This is a genomic window from Pseudacidovorax sp. DMC4, from assembly GCF_056314265.1.
On the sequence record NZ_JBQUYR010000012.1, the window covers coordinates 136931 to 157681 of the forward strand.

Sequence of the window (20751 nt, forward strand, 5' to 3'; positions counted from 1 at the left end):
CCCCGGGGCCGGCCTCGCGGCGGCACAATGCGCCGATGGACTCCGCCAAGCGCGACATCGCTGCCGCCGCTGCCCGCCTCATCGTGGAGGAGGGGCTCGAATACGGCCCTGCCAAGCGCCGTGCCCTGCGCGACCTCGGCCTGCCGCAACGCACGGCCCTGCCCGGCAACGACGAGGTCGAGGAGGAGGTGCGCGACTACATCCGCATCTTCTGCGCCGACACCCAGCCGGCCGAACTGCAGGCACTGCGACGGCTGGCGCTCGAATGGATGGAGCACATGGCGGCCTTCAGGCCGCATCTCGGGGGTTCTGTCTGGCACGGGACCGCCACCCGCCTGAGCGACATCTATATCCAACTGTTCTGCGATGACTCCAAGTCGGCGGAAATCGCGCTCATCGACCACCATGTCGAGTACGAGCCCCGTACCGTGACCGGCTTCCACGGCGAGAGCGTCGAGGCGCTCAGCGTCCATGCCCGCAGCCGCGAACTGGGTACCGAAGTGGGGGTGCACCTGATGATCTATGACCTGGACGACCTGCGCGGTGCCTTGCGGCCCGACAGCCAGGGGCGCACACCCCGGGGCGATCTGGCGTCGGTCCGGCGCCTGGTGGAGGAGGGGCAATGACAGCCAACCGTCGGCAGTGGCTGGCGTATGGCGGTGCCGCCGCGGTGGCCGCCGGCGCGGGCCTGGCACTGTGGCGGCATCGTGAACAGCCGCAGGTCGGCGTGCCGGCGACGGGGGAGGTCCCGGACGCGCTGTGGTCGCTGCGCCTCCCGCGGCCCGGCGGTGGCGAGCTGGCCCTCGCGGCGCTGCGCGGCAAGCCGACGCTGGTCAATTTCTGGGCGACCTGGTGTCCCCCCTGTGTCGAGGAGATGCCGCTGCTCGACCGCTTCCACCGCGAAAACACGGCCAATGGTTGGCAGGTGCTCGGCATCGCCGTCGATCGCGCGGAGCCCGTGGACAGGTTCCTGGCGCGGCTTCCGGTGGTTTTTCCGATCGGCATCGCAGGCGCGCAAGCCCTGTCGCTTGTCAAGGCTTTGGGCAATGACAGCGGCGGCCTGCCCTTCACGCTCGTGCTCGATTCGGGCGGTGCCGTGCGCGACCGTAGAATGGGCAAGGTCGAGCCGGCTGACCTGCAGGCTTGGCAGCGCGCAGTGGTTCACGGGTAGAATCCGCGACCTTCTCGGCAGATGGCGTCAAAACGCCGACGTACGCCGACTTTCAAGCAAGTTCGATAGACGGCCTCCGCGGCCGGCGCTGGAGAATCATGGATCTGCGCAAACTCAAGACACTGATCGACTTGGTGTCTGAATCCAATATTTCCGAACTCGAGATCACCGAAGCCGAAGGCAAGGTGCGCATCGTCAAGGCGGGCGAAGCCGCCCCCGTTCAGTATGTCCAGGCGGCCATGCCCGCGGCAGCGGCGCCTGCCGTCATGGCGGCTGCCCCGGCAGCGCAGGCCGCGGCGCCGGCCGCTGCGTCCGCAGAGGCGGCGCCCTCGGGCCATGTGGTGAAGTCGCCCATGGTCGGCACGTTCTACCGCTCCTCCAGTCCCGGCGCCGCCGCGTTCGTGGAGGTCGGCTCCCAGGTGAAGGAGGGCGACACCCTCTGCATCATCGAGGCGATGAAGATCCTCAACGAGATCGAGGCCGACAAGTCGGGCACCGTCAAGCAGATCCTCGGCGAGAACGGCCAGGCCGTCGAATACGGCCAGCCGCTGTTCATCATCGAGTGAGCGCCTGAATGTTCAAGAAGATCCTGGTCGCGAACCGCGGCGCTCGCGCGCTGGCGCGGACGGCCGAAGGCCGGCACATCGCACTGGCACGCGCAGCGTGCGGGCGATCGCGCCGCGGAGGCTGCAATGTTTAAGAAGATCCTGGTCGCGAACCGCGGCGAGATCGCCCTGAGGATCCAGCGCGCCTGCAGCGAACTGGGCATCAAGGCGGTCATGGTGTATTCCGAGGCCGACCGCGAGGCCAAGTACGTCAAGCTGGCCGAAGAGGCCGTGTGCATCGGCCCGGCTCCGTCGTCGCAGAGCTACCTCAACATGCCGGCCATCATCTCGGCCGCCGAGGTCACGGATGCCGAGGCCATCCATCCCGGCTACGGCTTCCTCTCGGAAAACGCCAACTTCGCCGAAAGGGTGGAGCAGAGCGGCTTCCAGTTCATCGGCCCCACACCCGAGTCGATCCGCATCATGGGCGACAAGGTGTCGGCCAAGCAGGCCATGATCAAGGCCGGCGTGCCCTGCGTGCCCGGCTCCGATGGTGAGCTGTCGGACGATGCGACGGCCAACAAGCGCATCGCCCGCGCCATCGGCTATCCGGTGATCATCAAGGCCGCGGGCGGTGGCGGTGGCCGCGGCATGCGCGTGGTGCACACCGAAGCCGCGCTGGTCAATGCGATCCAGATGACCAAGGCCGAGGCGGCCGCGGCCTTCAACAATCCGGCGGTTTACATGGAGAAGTTCCTCCAGAACCCGCGGCACATCGAGATCCAGATCCTCGCGGACAAGCACAAGAACGCCGTCTACCTGGGCGAGCGCGACTGCTCCATGCAGCGCCGCCACCAGAAGGTGATCGAGGAGTCGCCCGCGCCCGGCATCCCACGCAAGCTGATCGAGAAGATCGGCGAGCGCTGCGCCGCTGCCTGCAAGAAGATCGGCTACCGCGGCGCCGGCACCTTCGAGTTCCTGTACGAGAACGGCGAGTTCTATTTCATCGAGATGAACACCCGCGTGCAGGTGGAGCATCCGGTGACGGAGCTGGTGACCGGCATCGATATCGTGAAGACGCAGATCATGGTCGCCGCCGGCGAGAAGCTGCCCTTCACCCAGCGCCAGATCCAGCTCAAGGGCCATGCCATCGAGTGCCGGATCAACGCCGAAGACCCGTACAAGTTCACGCCGTCGCCGGGCCGCATCACCATGTGGCATCCGCCGGGCGGTCCTGGCGTGCGCGTCGATTCGCACGTCTACACGAACTACTTCGTGCCGCCCAACTACGACTCGATGATCGGCAAGCTGATCGTCTACGGCGACACGCGCGAGCAGGCCATGGCCCGCATGCGCACGGCGCTCAACGAGACGGTGGTCGAGGGCATCCTGACCAACATCCCGCTGCACCGCGAGCTGATGGTGGACGCCAAGTTCATGGCCGGCGGCACCAACATCCACTATCTGGAAGAGTGGATGGCCGCCCACAAGCGCTAGTCGGCGCGCGGACCTGGGCGGGGCGACCCGCACCGGCGATACTTTGTGAAGACTTGCGCCGCGGCCCGGCCTTCCGGTCCGCGGCGCGTTCGTTATGGGGCCGCGCGTCATGGGCGCGCGGCCCGTTGAGGAAAGGCGATTCATGTTCGAACTGCGGCTCTTGGCGCCCGAAGACCGGGTCGAGGTGGTGGGCGATGCGCTCGATGCGCTCGATGCCCTCTCCGTCTCGGTGGAAGACGCCGATGCCCACACCGAGGCAGAGCAGGCCCTGTTCGGCGAGCCCGGCATGCCGCCGCCGCGCGAAGGCTGGCAGCGCTCGCGCGTGGTGGCCCTCTTCGACACCCGCGCCAAGGCCGACGAGGCCGCCGCGCTGCTTCAGGCGCAGGACTTCTTCGAAGGCTGCAGCCTGGCGGGCATCGCCGAAGTGCCCGAGCAGGACTGGGTGCGGCTGACCCAGTCGCAGTTTGCGCCGGTGGAGATCACCGGGAGCTTCTGGATCGTCCCGACCTGGCATGAGCCGCCCGCGCAGGCCGTGCAGGTGATCCGCCTCGATCCGGGCCTGGCGTTCGGCACAGGCACGCATCCGACCACGCGCATGTGCCTTCGCTGGATTGCGACCCAGCCGGCCGACATGCTGGGTTCGCGCGTGCTCGACTACGGTTGCGGCTCGGGCATCCTGGCCATCGGCGCCGCGAAGTTCGGCGCCACCGATATCGATGCCGTCGACATCGACGAGGCGGCCGTGGAATCGACCCGCCTCAATGCCGATGCCAATGCCGTCGAGCTCTCGCCCGGCCTGCCCGAGCGGGCCCAGGGCGAATACGACACCGTGCTTGCCAACATCCTGGCCACACCCCTCAAGGTGCTGGCGCCGCTGCTCTGCGCCCACGTGCGACCGGGCGGCCACCTGGTGCTGGCCGGCATCCTGGCGCGGCAGGCCGACGAGTTGAAGGAGGCTTATGCGCCCTGGATCGCGCTCGAGGTCGCCGACACCGAAGACGGCTGGATCCTGATGACCGGCCGCCGCGCGGCATGAGTCTCGTCACCCGCTGTCCGTCCTGCGCGACCGCCTTCAAGGTGGTGCGCGACCAGTTGCGGCTGTCCGACGGATGGGTGCGCTGTGGCCGTTGCGGCGAGGTGTTCGATGCGCAGTCCGACCTGCGCGAGCAGTTGCCTGACGGTCGCTGGGTGGTGCTGGCGGCGCCCGCCTCCGGGGGCGCATGGCCTGTCGCGGAGCCGGGGGCTGCGGCGGGGCTGGGCGACGCGGAGTCGGCCTCTGCGATGCGGGACGGAGAGAGTGTGCCGGTGGACGACGATGTGCCCGGCGCAGCGTCGCCCTCGCTGTCTGCCAACACTTCGCCGACCGCCCAGCCCTGGCCCTCTGTCGACTGGCTCGATCTGTCTGCGGGTGGTGCGACATCTGCGCCCCCGGCGGCCGAAGGCATCGAGCCCCGGATGCCTGCGCGCGACCTGCTGGATCTGGCGCAGCCCGAAGACAGGGCGGCGTCGACGCAGGATGCCCAGGCGCCGTCGGCGTCCTCCATGCCCTCGGCCATCCCCGGGCGCCCGGCGGCCGACGCGGCGCAGGTCGGCCGCGTCCTGCGCCGCGGTCGCGCATGGGTGAATGCCGAGCCCACCGCGCTCGCCGCCTTCCTGCGGCCCGGGCGCGCCGCGGTACAGCCGCGCCCGGCCCCCTTCGAGCCCTCGCTGGAGTCGGATCTGCCGCCGGCCCCGGTCGTCCCCGCGCCGGATGCGGGCCTTGACCGCCCATCCCTAGACGCCGACATCGACGAAGCGCAGGGACAGGCGCCCCAGCCGTTGGTCGAAGCGTCCCCGACGGCGGAGTCGACCCCGCCGTCGTCCGCTCTGCCGATGGCCGATGAGCCGGCTGCCCGTGACGACCTGGCGGCGCCGCCGTTCACCCCGTTGCGCCCCAGCTTTCTGGACACGCCGGACGCGCCAGAAGAAGGCGGGGCGCCGCGTCGCCGCCGCTTCTGGCTGTGGTCGCTGGCCGCACTGGGCCTGCTGATCGTGCTGGGCGCGCAGGTGATGCGGCATGAACGCGACCAGTGGGCGCTGTCCCGGCCAGCCCTGCTGCCGTTGCTGACGGCCGTGTGCCAGGCGACGGCCTGCACGATCGAGGCACCGCGCCGCATCGACGACATCCGCGTGGATGGCTCCACGTTGATGCGCGACGGCGCGGAAGGCCGCTACCGGCTGGTCCTCACGCTGCGCAATGCGGCGCCGGTGGCCGTGGCCATGCCGGCGATCGAACTGTCCTTGCTCGACGGCTCCGAACGCCCGGTGCTGCGGCGCGTCGTCCAGCCGGTCGAGATGGCGCGTGCTGCCGTATTGCCGGGCCGGGCCGAAGAGGAGGTCGCGCTGGCGCTCGAGTTGCACGCGGCGGCCGGCCGGCCGCTGCCTTCCGTGGTGGGCCACAGCGTGCTCGCCTTCTATCCCTGAGGCCGACGGTCATACCGTGCCCGCGGCTTCGCCTTGTCTCCCACCGCTTCTGCAGGATTGATCCCGCCATGGCTTCCGTGATCTGCGGCTCGCTCGCATTCGACACCATCATGACCTTCGAGGGCCGCTTCGCCGAGCAGATCCTGCCCGACCAGCTGCACATCCTGAACGTGTCCTTCCTGGTGCCCGGCCTGCGCCGGGACTTCGGCGGCTGCGCCGGCAACATCGCCTACAGCCTGAATGCGCTGGGCGGTCGCGCCCTGCCCATGGCGGCCGTGGGCAGCGATGGCGCCGACTACGTGCAGCGCCTGAAGGAACTGGGCGTGGGCACCGAGTTCATCCTGCAGCTGGACGACAGCTACACCGCGCAGGCCATGATCATGACCGACCGCGACAACAACCAGATCACGGCCTTCCACCCGGGCGCGATGCAGCAGGCCCACCTCAACCGCATCGAGGCACGCGAGGACATCCGCCTGGGCATCATCGCGCCCGATGGCCGCGAGGCGATGCTGCAGCATGCCGCGCAGTTCAAGGCTGCCGGCGTTCCCTTCGTCTTCGATCCGGGCCAGGGCCTGCCCATGTTCGACGGCAAGGACCTGGCCCACTTCATCGATCAGGCCGACTGGGTCGTGGTCAACGACTATGAAGGCCGCATGCTCAGCGAGCGCACGGGCTGGAGCACGGCCGAGATCTCGCGCCGCGCGCGCGGCATGGTGGTCACCCTGGGCGCCGAGGGCTGCGATGTGTGGGTGGGGGGCGAGGCGACGCGCGTGGCGCCCGTGACGCCCGAGGCCGTGGTCGATCCCACCGGCTGTGGCGACGCCTGGCGCGGCGGCCTGCTGTATGGTCTGGAGCAGGGCTGGGATCTGGTGCGCTGCGCCGAACTGGGCAATCGTCTTGGCGCGCTCAAGATCGCACAGCGCGGCCCCCAGAACTACCAGGTCGACCGCGCCGCGCTGGGCCTCTGAGCGGGCTCGCGACGCGGCAATAAAAAACCCGGCGCCTTGCGGTCGCCGGGTTCGGGCTTCGAAGGCCGCTGGCGCGGCGCTTCATTCAGCCTCAGGGCTTGCTGGCCGTGGGGAAGGGCCAGGCGGCCTGCGGGCTCAGCGTGGTCTGTGCTGCAGGGGCTGCAGCGGCGGGCGCGGGCGCAGCCGCAGGGGCAGGCGCTTTCGCAGGGGCAGGCTTCTTGGCGGCGGCCTTCTTGGCAGCGGCCTTCTTGGCGGGGGCCTTGGGGGCCGCAGCCGTCTTGGCCGCCGTCGTCTTCTTGGCGGCGACCTTCTTGGCCGGTGCAGCCTTCTTGGCGGCGACCTTCTTCGCAGGTGCTGCTGCCTTCTTGGCGGCGACCTTCTTCGCCGGCGCTGCGGCCTTCTTGGCGGGCGCAGCCTTCTTCGCCGCGACCTTCTTGGCCGGTGCCGCCTTCTTGGCCGCAACCTTCTTCGCCGGCGCCGCCTTCTTGGCGGGTGCAGCCTTCTTCGCTGCGACCTTCTTGGCCGGTGCCGCCTTCTTGGCCGCAACCTTCTTCGCCGGTGCGGCAGCCTTCTTGGCCGGAGCCGCCTTCTTCGCTGCGACCTTCTTGGCCGGAGCGGCCTTCTTTGCAGCGACCTTCTTGGCCGGAGCCTTCTTTGCAGTTGCCATTTCTTTCTCCTTGATCAAGTTGGAAATCAACCTTCGAATTGCACGGGCCGCCCGTGTGCCTGCGGCCAGCGATCCGTGACGTCGGGGCACACCCCGCCACCACGAATGGGAAAGCCCCGGACGCCGCACTCTGGGGTGCGTCTGGCGTCCGGGGCGGGTCTCAGATCCATTCGTCCTTCAGGAAAGAGGCGTGCTCAGTCCCATGAGAGCGCGCCACCCGACTGGTATTCGATCACGCGGGTTTCGAAGAAATTGCGCTCTTTCTTCAGGTCGATCATTTCGCTCATCCAGGGGAACGGGTTTTCTTCGTTCGGGAAGAGCGCTTCCAGGCCGATCTGCGTGGCACGCCGGTTGGCGATGTAGCGCAGGTAGCCCTTGAACATGGAGGCATTCATGCCGAGCACGCCGCGGGGCATGGTGTCTTCAGCATAGCGGTATTCGAGCTCGACCGCCTTCTGGAACAGGGCCTTGATCTCGGCCTTGAACTCGGGCGTCCATAGATGCGGATTCTCGAGCTTGAGCTGGTTGATCAGGTCGATACCGAAGTTGCAGTGCATCGACTCGTCGCGCAGGATGTACTGGTACTGCTCGGCGGCACCGGTCATCTTGTTCTGGCGTCCGAGCGCGAGGATCTGCGTGAAGCCGACGTAGAAGAAGAGGCCTTCCATCAGGCAGGCGAAGACGATCAGCGACTTGAGCAGCGTCTGGTCGGTCTCGGGCGTGCCGGTCTTGAAGTTCGGATCCATGATCGCGTCGATGAACGGGATCAGGAACTCGTCCTTGTCGCGGATCGACTGGACTTCGTTGTAGGCGTTGAAGATCTCGGACTCGTCCAGGCCCAGCGACTCCACGATGTACTGGTAGGCATGGGTGTGGATCGCTTCCTCGAAGGCCTGGCGCAGCAGGAACTGGCGGCATTCGGGCGCGGTGATGTGCCGGTAGGTGCCCAGCACGATGTTGTTGGCGGCCAGCGAATCGGCGGTGACGAAGAAGCCGAGATTGCGCTTGACGATGCGGCGCTCGTCCTCGGTCAGGCCGTTCGGGTCTTTCCAAAGGGCGATGTCGCGGTTCATGTTGACCTCCTGCGGCATCCAGTGATTGGCGCAGGTGGCGAGGTACTTTTCCCAGGCCCACTTGTACTTGAAGGGCACCAGCTGGTTGACGTCGGTCTGGCCGTTGATGATGCGCTTGTCGGCGGCATTCACGCGGCGCGCGGCGGCAGTCGTGGCAGCACCGGGTTGCACAGCAGCAGGAGCGCTGAAGCTGTGCGTGGCCAGCGCGGGCTGTGCAAAGGAAGCTGGGGAGGAAGGGGATGCCATCGACCGGCCTGCGGCCATGTCCGATGCATTCGACAGTGCGCCCGAATTGGAGGGCTTGACTTCGTCGTCCCAGGTCAACATAGAAAAATCCAATGCTCAATTATCAGAGCAACGACACGCGATTGAAAAGTTCTTCGGCTGTGTCGTTGCTGAATTTTGTTGTGCCTGGGCATCGGGTCTGTCGTCCGATGCCCCGACATGAAGGCATGCGTTCCTGCTTTGCGCAGGAACGCATGCAGCAACGCGCGACGCGCGCTGGAATCACTGGCAGGCTTCGCAGCCCGGATCGTCGATGGCGCAGAACTTGATGTCGGTGGCGGGCACCGCGTTCATCTGCGCTTGCGCCGCGGCGGCTGCGGCTTCGAGTGCGCTGGGCGCGCTGGCTGCAGCAGCGGGCTGCATGGCCATGGACGAGCTGCCACCGGAGGACACGGCGTTGAGGCGGCTCGATTGCACGGTCGACTTCTCGGCGTGCGTGGCGCTGATGGTGCGCAGGTAGTAGGTGGTCTTGAGGCCGCGCGTCCAGGCCAGCGTGTAGGTGTCGTGCAGCTTCTTGCCCGAGGCGCCGGCCATGTAGATGTTCAGACTCTGCGCCTGGTCGATCCACTTCTGGCGGCGCGCAGCGGCCTCGACCAGCCATTGCGGCTCGACCTCGAAGGCCGTGGCGTACAGCGCCTTCACGTCCTGCGGCACGCGGTCGATGGGACGCAGCGAGCCGTCGAAGTGCTTGAGGTCCATGACCATCACGTCGTCCCACAGGCCCAGGCGCTTGAGGTCGCGCACCAGGTAGTGGTTGATGACGGTGAATTCGCCCGACAGGTTGGACTTGACCGACAGGTTGCCGAAGCAGGGCTCGATCGAGGCGTCCACGCCGATGATGTTGGAGATGGTCGCCGTCGGTGCGATGGCCACGCAGTTGGAGTTGCGCATGCCGTCCTGCTTGATCTTGGCGCGCAGCGCGTCCCAGTCGAGGGTGCGCGAGCGGTCCACCTCGACATAGCCGCCGCGGGCCTTTTCCAGCAGGTCGAGCGAATCGATGGGCAGGATGCCCTTGTCCCACAGCGAGCCCTTGAAGCTGCTGTAGCGGCCACGCTCGGCGGCCAGTTCGGTGGAGGCCCAGTAGGCGTAGTAGCAGATGGCTTCCATCGACTTGTCGGCGAACTGGACGGCCTGCTCGCTGGCATAGGGGATGCGCAGCTCGTACAGCGCGTCCTGGAAGCCCATCAGGCCCAGGCCCACCGGGCGGTGGCGCAGGTTCGAGTCGCGCGCCTTCTTGACGGCGTAGTAGTTGATGTCGATGACGTTGTCGAGCATGCGCATGGCGACCGAGATGGTCTTCCTGAGCTTCTCGTGGTCGACGCCACCGTCCTTCAAGTGCTGAAGCAGGTTGACCGAGCCCAGGTTGCAGACGGCGGTCTCGGTGTCGCTGGTGTTGAGCGTGATCTCGGTGCAGAGGTTGGACGAGTGCACCACGCCGGCATGCTGCTGCGGCGAGCGCACGTTGCAGGCGTCCTTGAAGGTGATCCAGGGATGGCCGGTCTCGAACAGCATCGAGAGCATCTTGCGCCACAGGTCGGTGGCGGGCACCGTCTTGGCGGGCTTGATCTCGCCGCGCGCGGCCTTCTCTTCGTAGGCGACGTAGGCCTTTTCGAAGTCGGCGCCGAACAGGTCGTGCAGGTCGGGCACGGAAGAGGGCGAGAACAGCGTCCAGTTGCCCTTTTCCATCACGCGGCGCATGAACAGGTCGGGGATCCAGTTGGCCGTGTTCATGTCGTGGGTGCGGCGGCGGTCGTCACCCGTGTTCTTGCGCAGCTCCAGGAACTCCTCGATGTCCAGGTGCCAGGTCTCCAGGTAGGTGCAGACCGCGCCCTTGCGCTTGCCGCCCTGGTTGACGGCCACGGCCGTGTCGTTGACCACCTTGAGGAAGGGCACCACGCCCTGCGATTCGCCGTTGGTGCCTTTGATGTGCGAGCCCAGGGCGCGCACGCGGGTCCAGTCGTTGCCCAGGCCGCCGGCGAACTTCGACAGCAGCGCGTTCTCCTTGATCGACTCGTAGATGCCGTCCAGGTCGTCCGGCACCGTGGTCAGGTAGCAGGAGGACAGCTGCGAGCGCAACGTGCCGCTGTTGAACAGCGTGGGCGTGGACGACATGAAGTCGAACGACGAGAGCACCTCGTAGAACTCGATGGCGCGCGCCTCGCGGTCGATCTCGCCCAGCGCCAGGCCCATGGCCACGCGCATGAAGAAGGCCTGCGGCAGCTCGATGCGGCTCTTGCGCACGTGCAGGAAGTAGCGGTCGTACAGGGTCTGCAGGCCCAGGTAGTCGAACTTCAGGTCGCGGTCGGCCTTGAGGGCTGCGCCCAGGCGGCCCAGGTCGTACTGCAGCAGCTTCTCGTCGAGCAGCTCGTTCTCGACGCCCTTCTTGATGAACTGCGGGAAGTAGTCGGCGTAGGCGGCGCCCATTTCGGCGTGCGCCACTTCGCGGCCCAGCACTTCCTTGACGATGGTGTGCAGCAGCAGGCGCGCGGTGGCGTAGGTGTAGTCGGGATCCTTCTCGATCAGCGTGCGGGCAGCCAGGATCGAGGCCTTGTAGACCTCGTCCAGCGGCACGCCGTCGTACAGGTTGCGCATGGTCTCGGCCACGATGGGCTCGGCCTTCACGCCATCGCCCAGGCCGACGCAGGCGGACTGCAGCAGCGATTGCAGGGCGCCCATGTCCAGCGGAACTCGCTCGCCGCCGTCCAGCACATGCAGTTGCGGCGCGGCGGCCGCAGCCGTCTGCTCGACTTGCTTGGAGCGCTCTTGCGCACGGCGCTCGCGGTAGAGCACGTAGGCGCGGGCGACTTCCTGGTAGCCGCCGCGCATCAGGCCGAGCTCGACCTGGTCCTGCACGTCCTCGATGTGGAAGGTGCCGCCGCCCGGGCGCGAGCGCACCAGCGCGCGGACCACGGCCTGCGTCAGGCCCTCGACCGTCTCGCGCACGCTGGCCGAGGCCGCGCCCTGCGTCCCGTGCACCGCAAGGAAGGCCTTCATCATCGCCACGGTGATCTTCTCGGGCGCAAAGGGCACCACGGCGCCGTTGCGGCGGATGATCTGGTAGTGGGCGAGGGCCGGGGCCGTCGTGCCCGCCACATCGCGGCCGGCGGGCATCGTCGGCAGGGGCTGGGCGGAGGTGGCAGGGGAGTTCAAGGCAGTCTGCATGCGGTTCCTCTTGAGGGGGCTTGGTGTTCGTCGATCAGGGCGCGGGCGGGCAGGGATCCATGCCGCCGCGTCGATGGAGGGGCACTATATCTGGTGTCCGAAGGAGAGCCAATGCACTACCGGTAGTGTTTGGTCGGGCGACCGGGTCAAGCTTGACTTCCGGTGAAACCCCAGGATTTCGCGCCGGAGCCAAGCAGCAGTAGGTGCCTGCGCGGCCGAGGCCGCAACGATGGGGCTTGGCGGGCGATTTGGCGCGCAAACCCGCATGAACAGGGGCTTGGCGACGCCCGGCCATCCGGCCCGCCCCGGAGCGCTGGCGCCATCGCTCCCCGGGGTCCGATTGAAAAATTTAAGGAGCGGCCGGGAAGGCGATGGTGGTGCCCGCCAGCTGCCGCGCCAAGCGGGCCCAGTCGAAGCCCGGCCCCGGGTCGTATTTGCGGCCGGGGGCGATGTGTTCGTGGCCGGCGACGTGGGCAATCGGATAGCGGGCCGACAGTGCCCGCGCGAGCTGGGCCAGCGTCTCGTACTGCGCGTCCTCGAAACGCTCGCCTTCCAGACCTTCCAGTTCCACGCCGACCGAATCGTCATTGCAGTTGGCGCGTCCCCGCCACTGCGAGACGCCGGCGTGCCAGGCCCGGTCGTCCACGCTCACGAACTGCCAGAGTTCGCCATTGCGACGGATGTAGAAGTGCGCCGAGACCTCCAGGCCCCGGATCTGCGCGAAGTAGGGATGCGCGTCCCAGTCCAGCCGGTTGGTGAAGAGCTGCTGCACCTCCTCACCGCCATAGTGGCCGGGCGGCAGGCTGATGGAGTGCACCACCAGGAGGTCGATGCAGGCCCCCGCCGGACGGGGGCCGAAGTTGGGGGTGTCCAGCCGCCGCGCCGCCCGCAGCCAGCCACCGTCCCAGGGGGCGGTGTCGGGCTCAGTCATCGTCGCCATGCGGCACCGCGATGCCCAGACGCGCGATGCGGTAGCGGATCTGGCGCAGGCTCAGGCCCAGGCGCGCGGCAGCCGCGGTGCGGTTGTAGTTGGCCTCGCGCAGCGCGCGCTCGACGATGCCGCGTTCCTGGTCGTCGAGGTACTGCTGCAGATCAGTGGGCACGGGGGGGGCTCCCGCGACTGCCGGCGATCGGGTGGGCGCGGCCTCCGGCACGGGAACGGCCGTCACGGCGCCCGGCGCTGGCGTGGCAAAGAGCGGCATGGACAGGTCCTGCATACCGCTGCCGTCAGCGGCCTCGACGTCCAGCTGCAGCGTGTCGCCCTCGCTCAGTGCCACCGCGCGATGCAGCAGGTTCTCCAGTTCGCGCACGTTGCCGCGCAGCGGATGCGATTCGAGCTTGAGTAGCACCTGCATCGTCATCCTCGGCACCGGCTGGCCGCTTTCCTCGGCGATGCGCGCCAGCAGGGCGGTGCACAGGGCCGACAGGTCTTCCCGGCGCTCGCGCAGCGGCGGCAGCCGGACCTCGATCACGTTGAGGCGGTAGAACAGGTCCTGCCGGAAGCGGCCCGCCAGCACCTCGGCCTGCAGGTCCTTGTGTGTGGCGCTGACGATGCGCACGTCCACCGGCTCCTCCTGCGTGCTGCCGATGGGGCGCACGCAGCGTTCCTGGATGGCCCGCAGCAGCTTGGACTGCATGGCCAGAGGCAGGTCGCCGATCTCGTCGAGGAAGAGCGTGCCCCCGCGCGCCGCCTGGAAGTAGCCGTCACGGTCCTGCATCGCGCCGGTGTAGGAGCCCTTGCGTGCGCCGAAGAACTCGGCTTCCAGCAGCGCCTCCGGAATGGCGCCACAGTTGACGGCGACGAAGGGGCCTCCCGCCCGTTGGCTGCAGCCGTGCAGGGCGCGCGCCACCAATTCCTTGCCCGTGCCCGATTCGCCGTGAATCAGCACCGGCGCCATGCCGCGTGCCACACGCACGATGCGGGCCTTGACTGCGCGCATGACGTCCGACTCGCCCACCAGGCGCGCCAGCGCGGCGCGGGCCGCGGGCGCGACGCCTGCCTCGGCCGGCGCTTCTTCGGCCGGCACGATCGGCGCGGACTCGCGTGGCGACGCGGGACGTGCCGGCGTGCCGCCCGGGCGCTCCTGCACGGCCGAGGCCACCACGCTGCGGAACTGCTTCAGGTCCACCGGCTTGGTCAGGTAGTCGAAGGCGCCGGCCTTGAGCGCCTCGACGGCGTTCTCGGCCGAGCCGTAGGCGGTCATCACGACGCAGCGTTCGCTGCGCTGGTGGCGGGCGATGCGCTGCAGCAGCTCCAGGCCGAGCCCGTCGGGCAGCCGCATGTCGGTGATCACGGCATCGAAGCGGTTGGCCTGCAGGTGCTGCCACGCCTCCTCCACGCTGCTGGCCGCTTCGACCAGGTAGCCCTCGCGCAGCAGGGTCAGCTCGTAGAGGGTGCGCAGGTCGGGCTCGTCGTCCACGACGAGGATCTGCGCCGGCGGCGATGCGGGAGAACTGCTCACCGAGCTATTGTGGCAAAGCGCCCGCCTGCGCTGGCGCGAAGCTCAGCAGGAAGGCATTGCCGGCCGGCACGTCGGGTGCGGGACGCAGGCGTTCGTAGCGGATGGTGGCCCCATGGCGCTCGCACAGCTCGCGGCAGATGAACAGGCCCAGCCCGCTGGAGCGGCTCTCGGACGAGAAGAAGGGCTCGAACAGGTGGCGTTCCACGCCCTGCTCCAGGGGCGCGCCGTCGCTCCAGACGGCCAGGGTGGGCCGGCCGTCGCCCGCGGCGAAGGTGTGGACGCGGATGGATTCCTCGCCCGGTCCTGCATAGCGGGCGGCGTTGTCCAGCAGGTTGACCAGGATGCGCCGCAGGTGCTCCTCGTTGAAGCGCACCGCCGGCAGACTTTCCACCAGGCGCAGGGCCGGCTGCGCGCGGCCGCTCTGGCGGCTCCACTCGTCGACCATGGTGTAGACGCTGGCGGCAAGGGGCAGGGCCGTTCCCTGGCCCAGGTCGCTGCCCTGCTGGCGCACGCGCGCGACGTCCAGCACCTCGTCGACGATGCGGCCGAGCCGGCGTGCGTTCTGCTGCACCATGGCATTGAGGCGCTGCTGTGCCGGCTCGGTCAGATCCTCCTCCAGCAGGGCGCTGGCCTGCGTGATGGCGGCCAGCGGATTGCGGATCTCGTGCGCGACGGCCGCCGACATGCGGCCCATCGCAGCCATCTTCTCGGTGCGGATGCGGGCTTCCAGCTGTCGCAGGTCCTGCAGGAACATCACGCAGAAGCCGCGGTCGCGGGCGCCGTCCACGGCCGTCAGCCGGGTGCGCACCCGCAGCTCGCGCGGCGTGGCCTGGGGCTGGGCGATCGGCAGGTCGGCGCCGAGGTCGGCCCTGTCCTCGAAGGTGCGCTGCGCCAGGCTGGCCAGCGGCTGCCACGCCGGATGGGCCAGCAGCGAGCGCGGCAGCGAGCCGCGGTCCAGCCCGCCCCCCAGCAGGGCATCGGCGGCCGGGTTGGCCGTGTGCACGCGGCCGGCCTCGTCCACCACCAGCACGCCTTCGGCCAGCGCCTCGATCACGAGGGCATTGATCTGCGCCTGCAACTGGGCCGAATCCTGGCTGCGGCTGGCGCGGGCCTCTTCGCGGGCCAGCCGCAGCGCCAGCTGGTGGGCCAGCAGCGACAGCACGAACAGGCCCGTGCCGGTCAGTGCGGCCTGGAGCAGCCGGCCCGGCCCGTCGGGGCCGGCCGTGAGCTGGAAGCGCAGCGCCTCGGCCAGCATCAGCAGCGTGGCGGCCGAGGTGGTGGCCAGCCCGACCACCAGGCCCCCGGCCACGGCCGCCATGAGCACCGGAAGGGCCAGCAAGGGCGTGTAGTTGACCGTGGTGCCGGTCTGCAGCGCCTGAAGCAGTGCGAACACGGCAACGTCGAGGCCGATGCACAGCAGCCAGGTCATGCCCAGCCGTCGCAGCGGCAGGCGCGCGGGTGTACGCAGCCGGTCGGCCAGGGTGAAGGCGGCGTAGAGGGCCGTGATGGCCAGGGTCGGCGCGTGCGTGGACTGGCCCAGGGCGAAGGCAATGCCCTGCAGCGCCAGCAGCAGCAGTCCCACCGCCGGCCGGGCCGTCATGAAGCCACGCCACACCCGCTGCAGGGCCTGGCTGCGCTCGGTGCGGGTTTCCAGCGCGGACCAGTCCGTGTTTGACGACGGAAAGTCCGTGTCCGGTGTCATGGCTCCGCGGCGTCGCGGTGCCGGTCGCTGCAATAGGTGCCGTGGCGGCCGGACACGGCGTCGGAGGCCGGCAGGTGCAGGCCGCAATGGGCGCAGCGCACCATCTGCTGTGGCCCCCGGACGGCCGGCCGGGCGTTGGGCCGGGGCGGCGGTGCGGCGTCCAGTTCTTCCTGGCGGTTGCGCCGCCAGATCCAGATGGCCACGGCCACCACGAGGGTCACGAGCAGGAATTTCATCAGGCGACGGGCCGGTGCAGCACCACTTCGAGCACAAAGCGCGAGCCCACGTAGGCCAGCAGCAGCAGCACGGCCCCCGCATAGAGTACGCGCTTGGCCGTGCGGCCCCGCCAGCCGAAGCGGCTGCGGCCGGCCAGCAGGATGGCGAAGCTCAGCCAGGCCAGCAGCGAGAACACCGTCTTGTGGTCCCACTTCCAGGCGCGCACCTGGGGCCCGTAGAGCGTCTCGCTGAACAACAGGCCCGCCAGCAGCGTGGCCGACAGCAGCACGAAACCGGCCGTGACGAAGCGGAAGGTCAGGCGCTCCAGCGTCAGCAGCGGCAGGCCCGCATGCGGATCGGCCGCCTGGCGGATGCGCTGCTCGGCCCGCGTCATGAGCCAGGCATGCACCACGGCTGCGCCGAAGAGCCCGTAGCTGGCGATGCCCAGTGCCAGATGCAGCGGCAGCCAGGGCGAGGCATTCATGTGCAGCGGCGAACCCGGAAAGGCTGCGGCCAGCAGTGCCGCCAGCGCGCCCAGCCCCGCCAGCACGCGGCGCACCGTCAGGCCCGGGAAGAGCCGGCTTTCCACGGCATAGACCGTCATCACCAGCCAGGCCGTGATCGACAGGGCCGGTGCGAAGCCGAAGCGCGGCGTGCCTGGCAGCAGGCCGGCGGCCAGCGCTGCCGCGTGCAGCAGCCACGCGATGGCGACGACGGTCTGGGTGGCGCTGCGGTTGAGCTTGTGGGAGAAGGCGGCGGTCACGCCGTAGGCCGCGGCCGTGGCGATGCCCAGGGCCACGCTGAGTGGGGAGGGGCTCGCTAGAATCATCCGCTGAGTTTAGCCTTTGGCCCCCAGCGGACGGGGCCCGCCGGACACCCCGCCGTGCCCGCCCCGGACTCGGCCGCCGCCGCGGCGCCGCCGCTTCCTTCCCCAGCCTTCTTCCCCTCCCATCCATGGCCACCGCCCTCACCGACAAGTTCTCCCGCCTCGTCAAGCAGATGAGCGGGCAGGCGCGCATCACCGAAACCAACGTGCAGGACATGATGCGCGAGGTGCGCATGGCGCTGCTCGAGGCCGACGTCGCGCTGCCGGTGGTGCGCGACTTCGTCAACCGGGTCAAGGACAAGGCGATGGGCGAGGAGGTGATGGGTTCCCTCAAGCCCGGCCAGGCGCTGGTGGGCATCGTCAACCGCGAACTGGCGGCGACCATGGGCGAGGGCGTCTCGGACATCAACCTCAACGCCCAGCCGCCGGCCGTGGTGCTCATGGCCGGCCTGCAGGGCGCCGGCAAGACCACCACCACCGCCAAGCTGGCCAAGCACCTGATCGAGAAGCGCAAGAAGAAGGTGCTGACCGTCTCGGGCGACGTCTACCGCCCGGCGGCCATCGAGCAGCTCAAGACGGTGACGAAGCAGGCCGGCGCCGAGTGGTTCCCCAGCACGCCCGACCAGAAGCCGCTGGACATCGCCCGCGCCGCGCTCGACTACGCCAAGCGGCACTACTTCGACGTGCTGCTGGTCGACACCGCCGGCCGCCTGGCCATCGACGAAGTGCTGATGGAGGAAATCAAGACGCTGCACGGCGCCTTGAATCCGGTCGAGACCCTGTTCGTCGTCGACGCCATGCAGGGCCAGGACGCGGCCAACACCGCCAAGGCCTTCAAGGACGCGCTGCCGCTGACCGGCATCATTCTGACCAAGATGGACGGCGACTCGCGCGGCGGTGCGGCGCTGTCGGTGCGGCAGATCACGGGCGTGCCCATCAAGTTCGCCGGCACCAGCGAGAAGATCGACGGGCTGGAGGTCTTCGACGCCGAGCGCCATGCGGGCCGCATCCTGGGCATGGGCGACATCGTGGCGCTGGTCGAGCAGGTGTCGGCCGGTGTCGACATGGAGGCGGCCAAGAAGCTCGCCACCAAGGTCAAGAGCGGCCACTTCGACCTGGAAGACTTCCTGGCCCAGTTGCAGCAGATGAAGCAGATGGGCGGCCTCTCCAGCTTCATGGACAAGCTGCCCACCCAACTGGCCGCCAAGGCCAGCGAGGCCGACCTGACGCGCGCCGAGCGCGACATTCGCCGCAAGGAAGGCATCATCCACAGCATGACGCCCACCGAGCGCCGCAAGCCCGAGCTCATCAAGGCCAGCCGCAAGAAGCGCATCGCCACGGGCGCCGGCGTGCAGGTCCAGGAGGTCAACCGCCTGCTCAACGAGTTCGAGCAGATGCAGGGCATGATGAAGAAGATGAAGGGCGGCGGCCTCATGAAGATGATGAAGCGCCTGGGCGGCATGAAGGGCATGCCCGGGCTGCCGGGAATGGGCGGGCCGGGTGGGCCCAAGCTGCCGTTCTGACGCGAGGATCGGGTCGCCCGGTCATGCAGTCCGGTTGACCCGAGGCCGTTCGGGCTGAGCCTGTCGAATCCTCGGCGCAAGCCCTTCGACCCATCCATCCTTCGGTAAAACGACCGAACCCCCAAATGAAAAACGCCCGCGAAATTCGCGGGCGTTTTGTTTTGGCGAGGCGCCGGACTCAGGCGGCCTTCAGGGCCAGTCGGTCCGCGTGGGCCCACGCGCGGCGCAGCACGGCGGGCGACCGGGATTCCTCGGGAATCAGCAGGTAGTGACGCTCGCGCATCACGCCACCGACATCGATGCGGCTGGTCAGCACGGCCATGGGAATGGCCAGCAGCAGCGGCAGGCCGACGGGCATGAGCCACACCAGCGCGCTGGCGTCGATCAGCGCTACGCCGCAGGCCAGCACAGCCACCAGACCGCTCATCGGCGCCAGGCGGTTGAAGGCCTCGCTCCACGGCACGGCGGCCGCTTCCCGCGGGGGCGACTTCCACTCCAACTTGAGGCCGGTCAGGGCGACGATCACGAACAGCGAGTGGGCCAGCATGCGCACGGGTGCCTGCACGATGGCCATGACGCTTTCCAGCGCGGCGCTCTTGAACAGGCTGAACGCACCGCCGAAGTTCTTCTGCTCACCGCGCATGAACACCGCGGCCACGCCTAGGATGCGGGGCAGGAACAGCAGGCACAGCGTCCAGATCCACAGTCCGGCCAGCTCCATGGGCAGCACGGCCCAGTCCTGGACCAGACGCGAGCCGGTCAGCCACAGGGCGGTGCCCAGGGTCATGAAAGCCAGCCACATCGGGGCGGACACATAAGCCATTGTGCCGGTCACGAACATGGCGCGGTGCACGGGGTGGATGCCGGGCTCGGCCATCAGGCGGGCGTTTTGCAGGTTGCCCTGGCACCAGCGGCGGTCACGCTGCAGTTCGGCCAGCAGATCCGGCGGCTGCTGCTCGTAGCTGCCGACCAGGTCGGACACCAGCCAGACGTGGTAGCCGGCGCGGCGCATCAGGGCGGCCTCGACGAAGTCGTGGCTCATGATGCCGCCGGACATGCCGCCCGTGCCCTTGATCGGGGCCAGCGCGCAGTGCTCCATGAAGGGCGCGACGCGGATGATGGCGTTGTGGCCCCAGTAGTGCGATTCCCCCAGCTGCCAGAACTGCATGCCCAGGGTGAACAGGCGGCCCGTCACGCGGCTGGCAAACTGCTGCGCGCGTGCGTGCAGCGTCACGTGGCCGATGGCCTGCGTGGCGGTCTGGATGATCCCGGCGGTGGGATTGGCTTCCATCAGCTTGACCATGCTGGTCAGGCAGTCGCCGCTCATGACGCTGTCGGCATCAAGCACGACCATGTAGCGGTAGTCCTTGCCCCAGCGGCGGCAGAAGTCGGCCACGTTGCCGGCCTTGCGGTGCGTGCGGCGGGTGCGCAGGCGGTAGTACACCTCGACCTGCGGCTTGTTCGGGCTGTCGGCAAAGGACTGGGCCAGGGCGGCGCGCAGTTCTTCCCACGCGGCACGTTCGGCCTTGGCGATCTCGGGGTTGTAGCTGTCGGACAGCACGAACACATCAAACTGCTTCGCATGGCCGGTGTTGGCCACCGATTCGCAGGTGGCGCGCAGGCCGGCGAACACCGTGGCCACGTCCTCGTTGCAGATCGGCATGATGATCGCGGTGCGGGCCTCCGGATTCATCGGATGGTCGGCGACCTGCTTGGCCGACAGGGCGTACTTGTCGCCACGCACAGACACGTAGAAACCCATCAGCGCGGTTACGAAGCCGGTGACCACCCAGCCGGAGAGCAGGCCATACAGCGCGATCTGGCCGTATTCCAGGAAGGCGTTGTCGTAGTCGGGTTGCACCTGGGCAAACAGGGCCGAGGCCAGCACGGTGCTGAACAGGGCCAGCATCGTGAAGGTCAGTCGGCGGCGCTTGGCGGCGCGCTCCCAGGGCTGGACCGGACCGGCAGGCTGGGCGGCCGCGGTGGCACGACCCGCGCCCATCTTGAGCAGGAGGGCGGTACCGATGCTGTTCCAGAAACCGCGCCAGGGGCGAGGCGTCATGGAGCCGCGGTTGATCGGGGGCGCAGTGACGGCGTTGGGATGGCGTTCCTCGCGGGCGGCAGGGCGGCGCGGCTGGAACTGCTCGGGCGTCAGGACCTTCAGGTGCGAAAACTCGTTCGGTTTCAT

General features: G+C 68.7%; 18 protein-coding genes. 9 read left to right on the top strand and 9 right to left on the bottom strand.

The window, feature by feature from the left end; all coding sequences use genetic code 11:
* The first annotated feature begins 35 nt into the window (after positions 1-35).
* The 7 genes from ACT54X_RS21385 to ACT54X_RS21415 all read left to right on the top strand — a co-directional run bounded on the left by ACT54X_RS21385 (position 36) and on the right by ACT54X_RS21415 (position 6647).
* Complete coding sequence (locus ACT54X_RS21385; protein ID WP_354319564.1) at positions 36-626, top strand: hypothetical protein; 591 nt, start codon at positions 36-38, stop codon at positions 624-626.
* Complete coding sequence (locus ACT54X_RS21390) at positions 623-1171, top strand: TlpA family protein disulfide reductase (protein WP_476348437.1); 549 nt, start codon at positions 623-625, stop codon at positions 1169-1171. Before ACT54X_RS21385 ends, ACT54X_RS21390 begins: the two co-directional genes overlap by 4 nt.
* 98 nt (positions 1172-1269) lie before the next feature.
* Entirely contained in the window at positions 1270-1737 is a 468-nt protein-coding gene (gene accB / locus ACT54X_RS21395; RefSeq protein WP_017759072.1) for an acetyl-CoA carboxylase biotin carboxyl carrier protein, read from the top strand.
* 126 nt (positions 1738-1863) lie between these two features.
* A complete protein-coding gene (gene accC / locus ACT54X_RS21400) occupies positions 1864-3213 on the top strand; it encodes an acetyl-CoA carboxylase biotin carboxylase subunit (protein ID WP_017759071.1) in 1350 nt (449 codons plus the stop codon).
* A 142-nt stretch (positions 3214-3355) separates the two neighbouring features.
* Positions 3356-4249, top strand: coding sequence for a 50S ribosomal protein L11 methyltransferase (prmA, locus tag ACT54X_RS21405; RefSeq protein ID WP_476348439.1), 894 nt, complete (start codon positions 3356-3358; stop codon positions 4247-4249).
* The gene (locus tag ACT54X_RS21410) at positions 4246-5676 is read left to right on the top strand and encodes a DUF3426 domain-containing protein (protein WP_354319562.1); all 1431 of its coding nucleotides are present in this window, start codon (positions 4246-4248) and stop codon (positions 5674-5676) included. The genes prmA and ACT54X_RS21410 overlap by 4 nt, the downstream gene beginning before the upstream one ends.
* Before the next feature lie 68 nt (positions 5677-5744).
* A complete protein-coding gene (locus ACT54X_RS21415) occupies positions 5745-6647 on the top strand; it encodes a carbohydrate kinase family protein (protein ID WP_354319561.1) in 903 nt (300 codons plus the stop codon).
* Between the two features lie 91 nt (positions 6648-6738).
* Here the strand turns inward: ACT54X_RS21415 and ACT54X_RS21420 are convergent, their stop codons facing one another.
* Together ACT54X_RS21420 and ACT54X_RS21425 are read right to left on the bottom strand one after the other, a co-directional pair.
* Positions 6739-7314, bottom strand: a complete 576-nt coding sequence (locus tag ACT54X_RS21420; protein ID WP_114801318.1) for a histone — start codon at positions 7312-7314, stop codon at positions 6739-6741.
* A gap of 194 nt (positions 7315-7508) precedes the next feature.
* Positions 7509-8714, bottom strand: a complete 1206-nt coding sequence (locus ACT54X_RS21425) for a ribonucleotide-diphosphate reductase subunit beta (RefSeq protein WP_476348442.1) — start codon at positions 8712-8714, stop codon at positions 7509-7511.
* Between ACT54X_RS21425 and ACT54X_RS21430 the strand changes: the two genes are divergently transcribed.
* Complete coding sequence (locus ACT54X_RS21430) at positions 8650-8835, top strand: hypothetical protein (protein ID WP_234193751.1); 186 nt, start codon at positions 8650-8652, stop codon at positions 8833-8835. The genes ACT54X_RS21425 and ACT54X_RS21430 overlap by 65 nt on opposite strands.
* Before the next feature lie 59 nt (positions 8836-8894).
* Here ACT54X_RS21430 and ACT54X_RS21435 read toward each other — a convergent pair whose 3' ends face one another.
* The 6 genes from ACT54X_RS21435 to ACT54X_RS21460 all read right to left on the bottom strand — a co-directional run bounded on the left by ACT54X_RS21435 (position 8895) and on the right by ACT54X_RS21460 (position 17043).
* The gene (locus ACT54X_RS21435) at positions 8895-11834 is read right to left on the bottom strand and encodes a ribonucleoside-diphosphate reductase subunit alpha (protein ID WP_476348444.1); all 2940 of its coding nucleotides are present in this window, start codon (positions 11832-11834) and stop codon (positions 8895-8897) included.
* 349 nt (positions 11835-12183) lie between these two features.
* Entirely contained in the window at positions 12184-12774 is a 591-nt protein-coding gene (ampD, locus tag ACT54X_RS21440) for a 1,6-anhydro-N-acetylmuramyl-L-alanine amidase AmpD (protein WP_476348446.1), read from the bottom strand.
* Positions 12758-14296, bottom strand: coding sequence for a sigma 54-interacting transcriptional regulator (locus tag ACT54X_RS21445; RefSeq protein ID WP_294373381.1), 1539 nt, complete (start codon positions 14294-14296; stop codon positions 12758-12760). Before ACT54X_RS21445 ends, ampD begins: the two co-directional genes overlap by 17 nt.
* 4 nt (positions 14297-14300) lie before the next feature.
* Entirely contained in the window at positions 14301-15998 is a 1698-nt protein-coding gene (locus tag ACT54X_RS21450; RefSeq protein WP_294373379.1) for a sensor histidine kinase, read from the bottom strand.
* Entirely contained in the window at positions 15995-16234 is a 240-nt protein-coding gene (locus ACT54X_RS21455; protein WP_476348448.1) for a PP0621 family protein, read from the bottom strand. The genes ACT54X_RS21450 and ACT54X_RS21455 overlap by 4 nt, the downstream gene beginning before the upstream one ends.
* Positions 16234-17043 (bottom strand): cytochrome C assembly family protein, encoded by an 810-nt coding sequence (locus ACT54X_RS21460; protein ID WP_476348450.1) that lies wholly within the window; start codon positions 17041-17043, stop codon positions 16234-16236. The genes ACT54X_RS21455 and ACT54X_RS21460 overlap by 1 nt, the downstream gene beginning before the upstream one ends.
* 125 nt (positions 17044-17168) lie before the next feature.
* Between ACT54X_RS21460 and ffh the strand changes: the two genes are divergently transcribed.
* Positions 17169-18563 (top strand): signal recognition particle protein, encoded by a 1395-nt coding sequence (ffh, locus tag ACT54X_RS21465; RefSeq protein WP_294373371.1) that lies wholly within the window; start codon positions 17169-17171, stop codon positions 18561-18563.
* A gap of 178 nt (positions 18564-18741) precedes the next feature.
* Here ffh and mdoH read toward each other — a convergent pair whose 3' ends face one another.
* The gene (gene mdoH / locus ACT54X_RS21470; RefSeq protein ID WP_017757351.1) at positions 18742-20751 is read right to left on the bottom strand and encodes a glucans biosynthesis glucosyltransferase MdoH; all 2010 of its coding nucleotides are present in this window, start codon (positions 20749-20751) and stop codon (positions 18742-18744) included.

Coding starts and splice junctions, on each gene's coding strand:
- accC (WP_017759071.1), top strand. CDS start 1,864: ATGTTTAAGAAGATCCTGGTCGCGAACCGCGGCGAGATCGCCCTGAGG.
- mdoH (WP_017757351.1), bottom strand. CDS start 20,751: ATGAAACCGAACGAGTTTTCGCACCTGAAGGTCCTGACGCCCGAGCAG.
- ACT54X_RS21430 (WP_234193751.1), top strand. CDS start 8,650: ATGTCCGATGCATTCGACAGTGCGCCCGAATTGGAGGGCTTGACTTCG.
- accB (WP_017759072.1), top strand. CDS start 1,270: ATGGATCTGCGCAAACTCAAGACACTGATCGACTTGGTGTCTGAATCC.
- ACT54X_RS21415 (WP_354319561.1), top strand. CDS start 5,745: ATGGCTTCCGTGATCTGCGGCTCGCTCGCATTCGACACCATCATGACC.
- ACT54X_RS21435 (WP_476348444.1), bottom strand. CDS start 11,834: ATGCAGACTGCCTTGAACTCCCCTGCCACCTCCGCCCAGCCCCTGCCG.
- ffh (WP_294373371.1), top strand. CDS start 17,169: ATGGCCACCGCCCTCACCGACAAGTTCTCCCGCCTCGTCAAGCAGATG.
- ACT54X_RS21390 (WP_476348437.1), top strand. CDS start 623: ATGACAGCCAACCGTCGGCAGTGGCTGGCGTATGGCGGTGCCGCCGCG.
- ACT54X_RS21455 (WP_476348448.1), bottom strand. CDS start 16,234: ATGAAATTCCTGCTCGTGACCCTCGTGGTGGCCGTGGCCATCTGGATC.
- ACT54X_RS21385 (WP_354319564.1), top strand. CDS start 36: ATGGACTCCGCCAAGCGCGACATCGCTGCCGCCGCTGCCCGCCTCATC.
- prmA (WP_476348439.1), top strand. CDS start 3,356: ATGTTCGAACTGCGGCTCTTGGCGCCCGAAGACCGGGTCGAGGTGGTG.
- ACT54X_RS21450 (WP_294373379.1), bottom strand. CDS start 15,998: ATGACACCGGACACGGACTTTCCGTCGTCAAACACGGACTGGTCCGCG.
- ACT54X_RS21410 (WP_354319562.1), top strand. CDS start 4,246: ATGAGTCTCGTCACCCGCTGTCCGTCCTGCGCGACCGCCTTCAAGGTG.
- ampD (WP_476348446.1), bottom strand. CDS start 12,774: ATGGCGACGATGACTGAGCCCGACACCGCCCCCTGGGACGGTGGCTGG.
- ACT54X_RS21460 (WP_476348450.1), bottom strand. CDS start 17,043: ATGATTCTAGCGAGCCCCTCCCCACTCAGCGTGGCCCTGGGCATCGCC.
- ACT54X_RS21420 (WP_114801318.1), bottom strand. CDS start 7,314: ATGGCAACTGCAAAGAAGGCTCCGGCCAAGAAGGTCGCTGCAAAGAAG.
- ACT54X_RS21425 (WP_476348442.1), bottom strand. CDS start 8,714: ATGTTGACCTGGGACGACGAAGTCAAGCCCTCCAATTCGGGCGCACTG.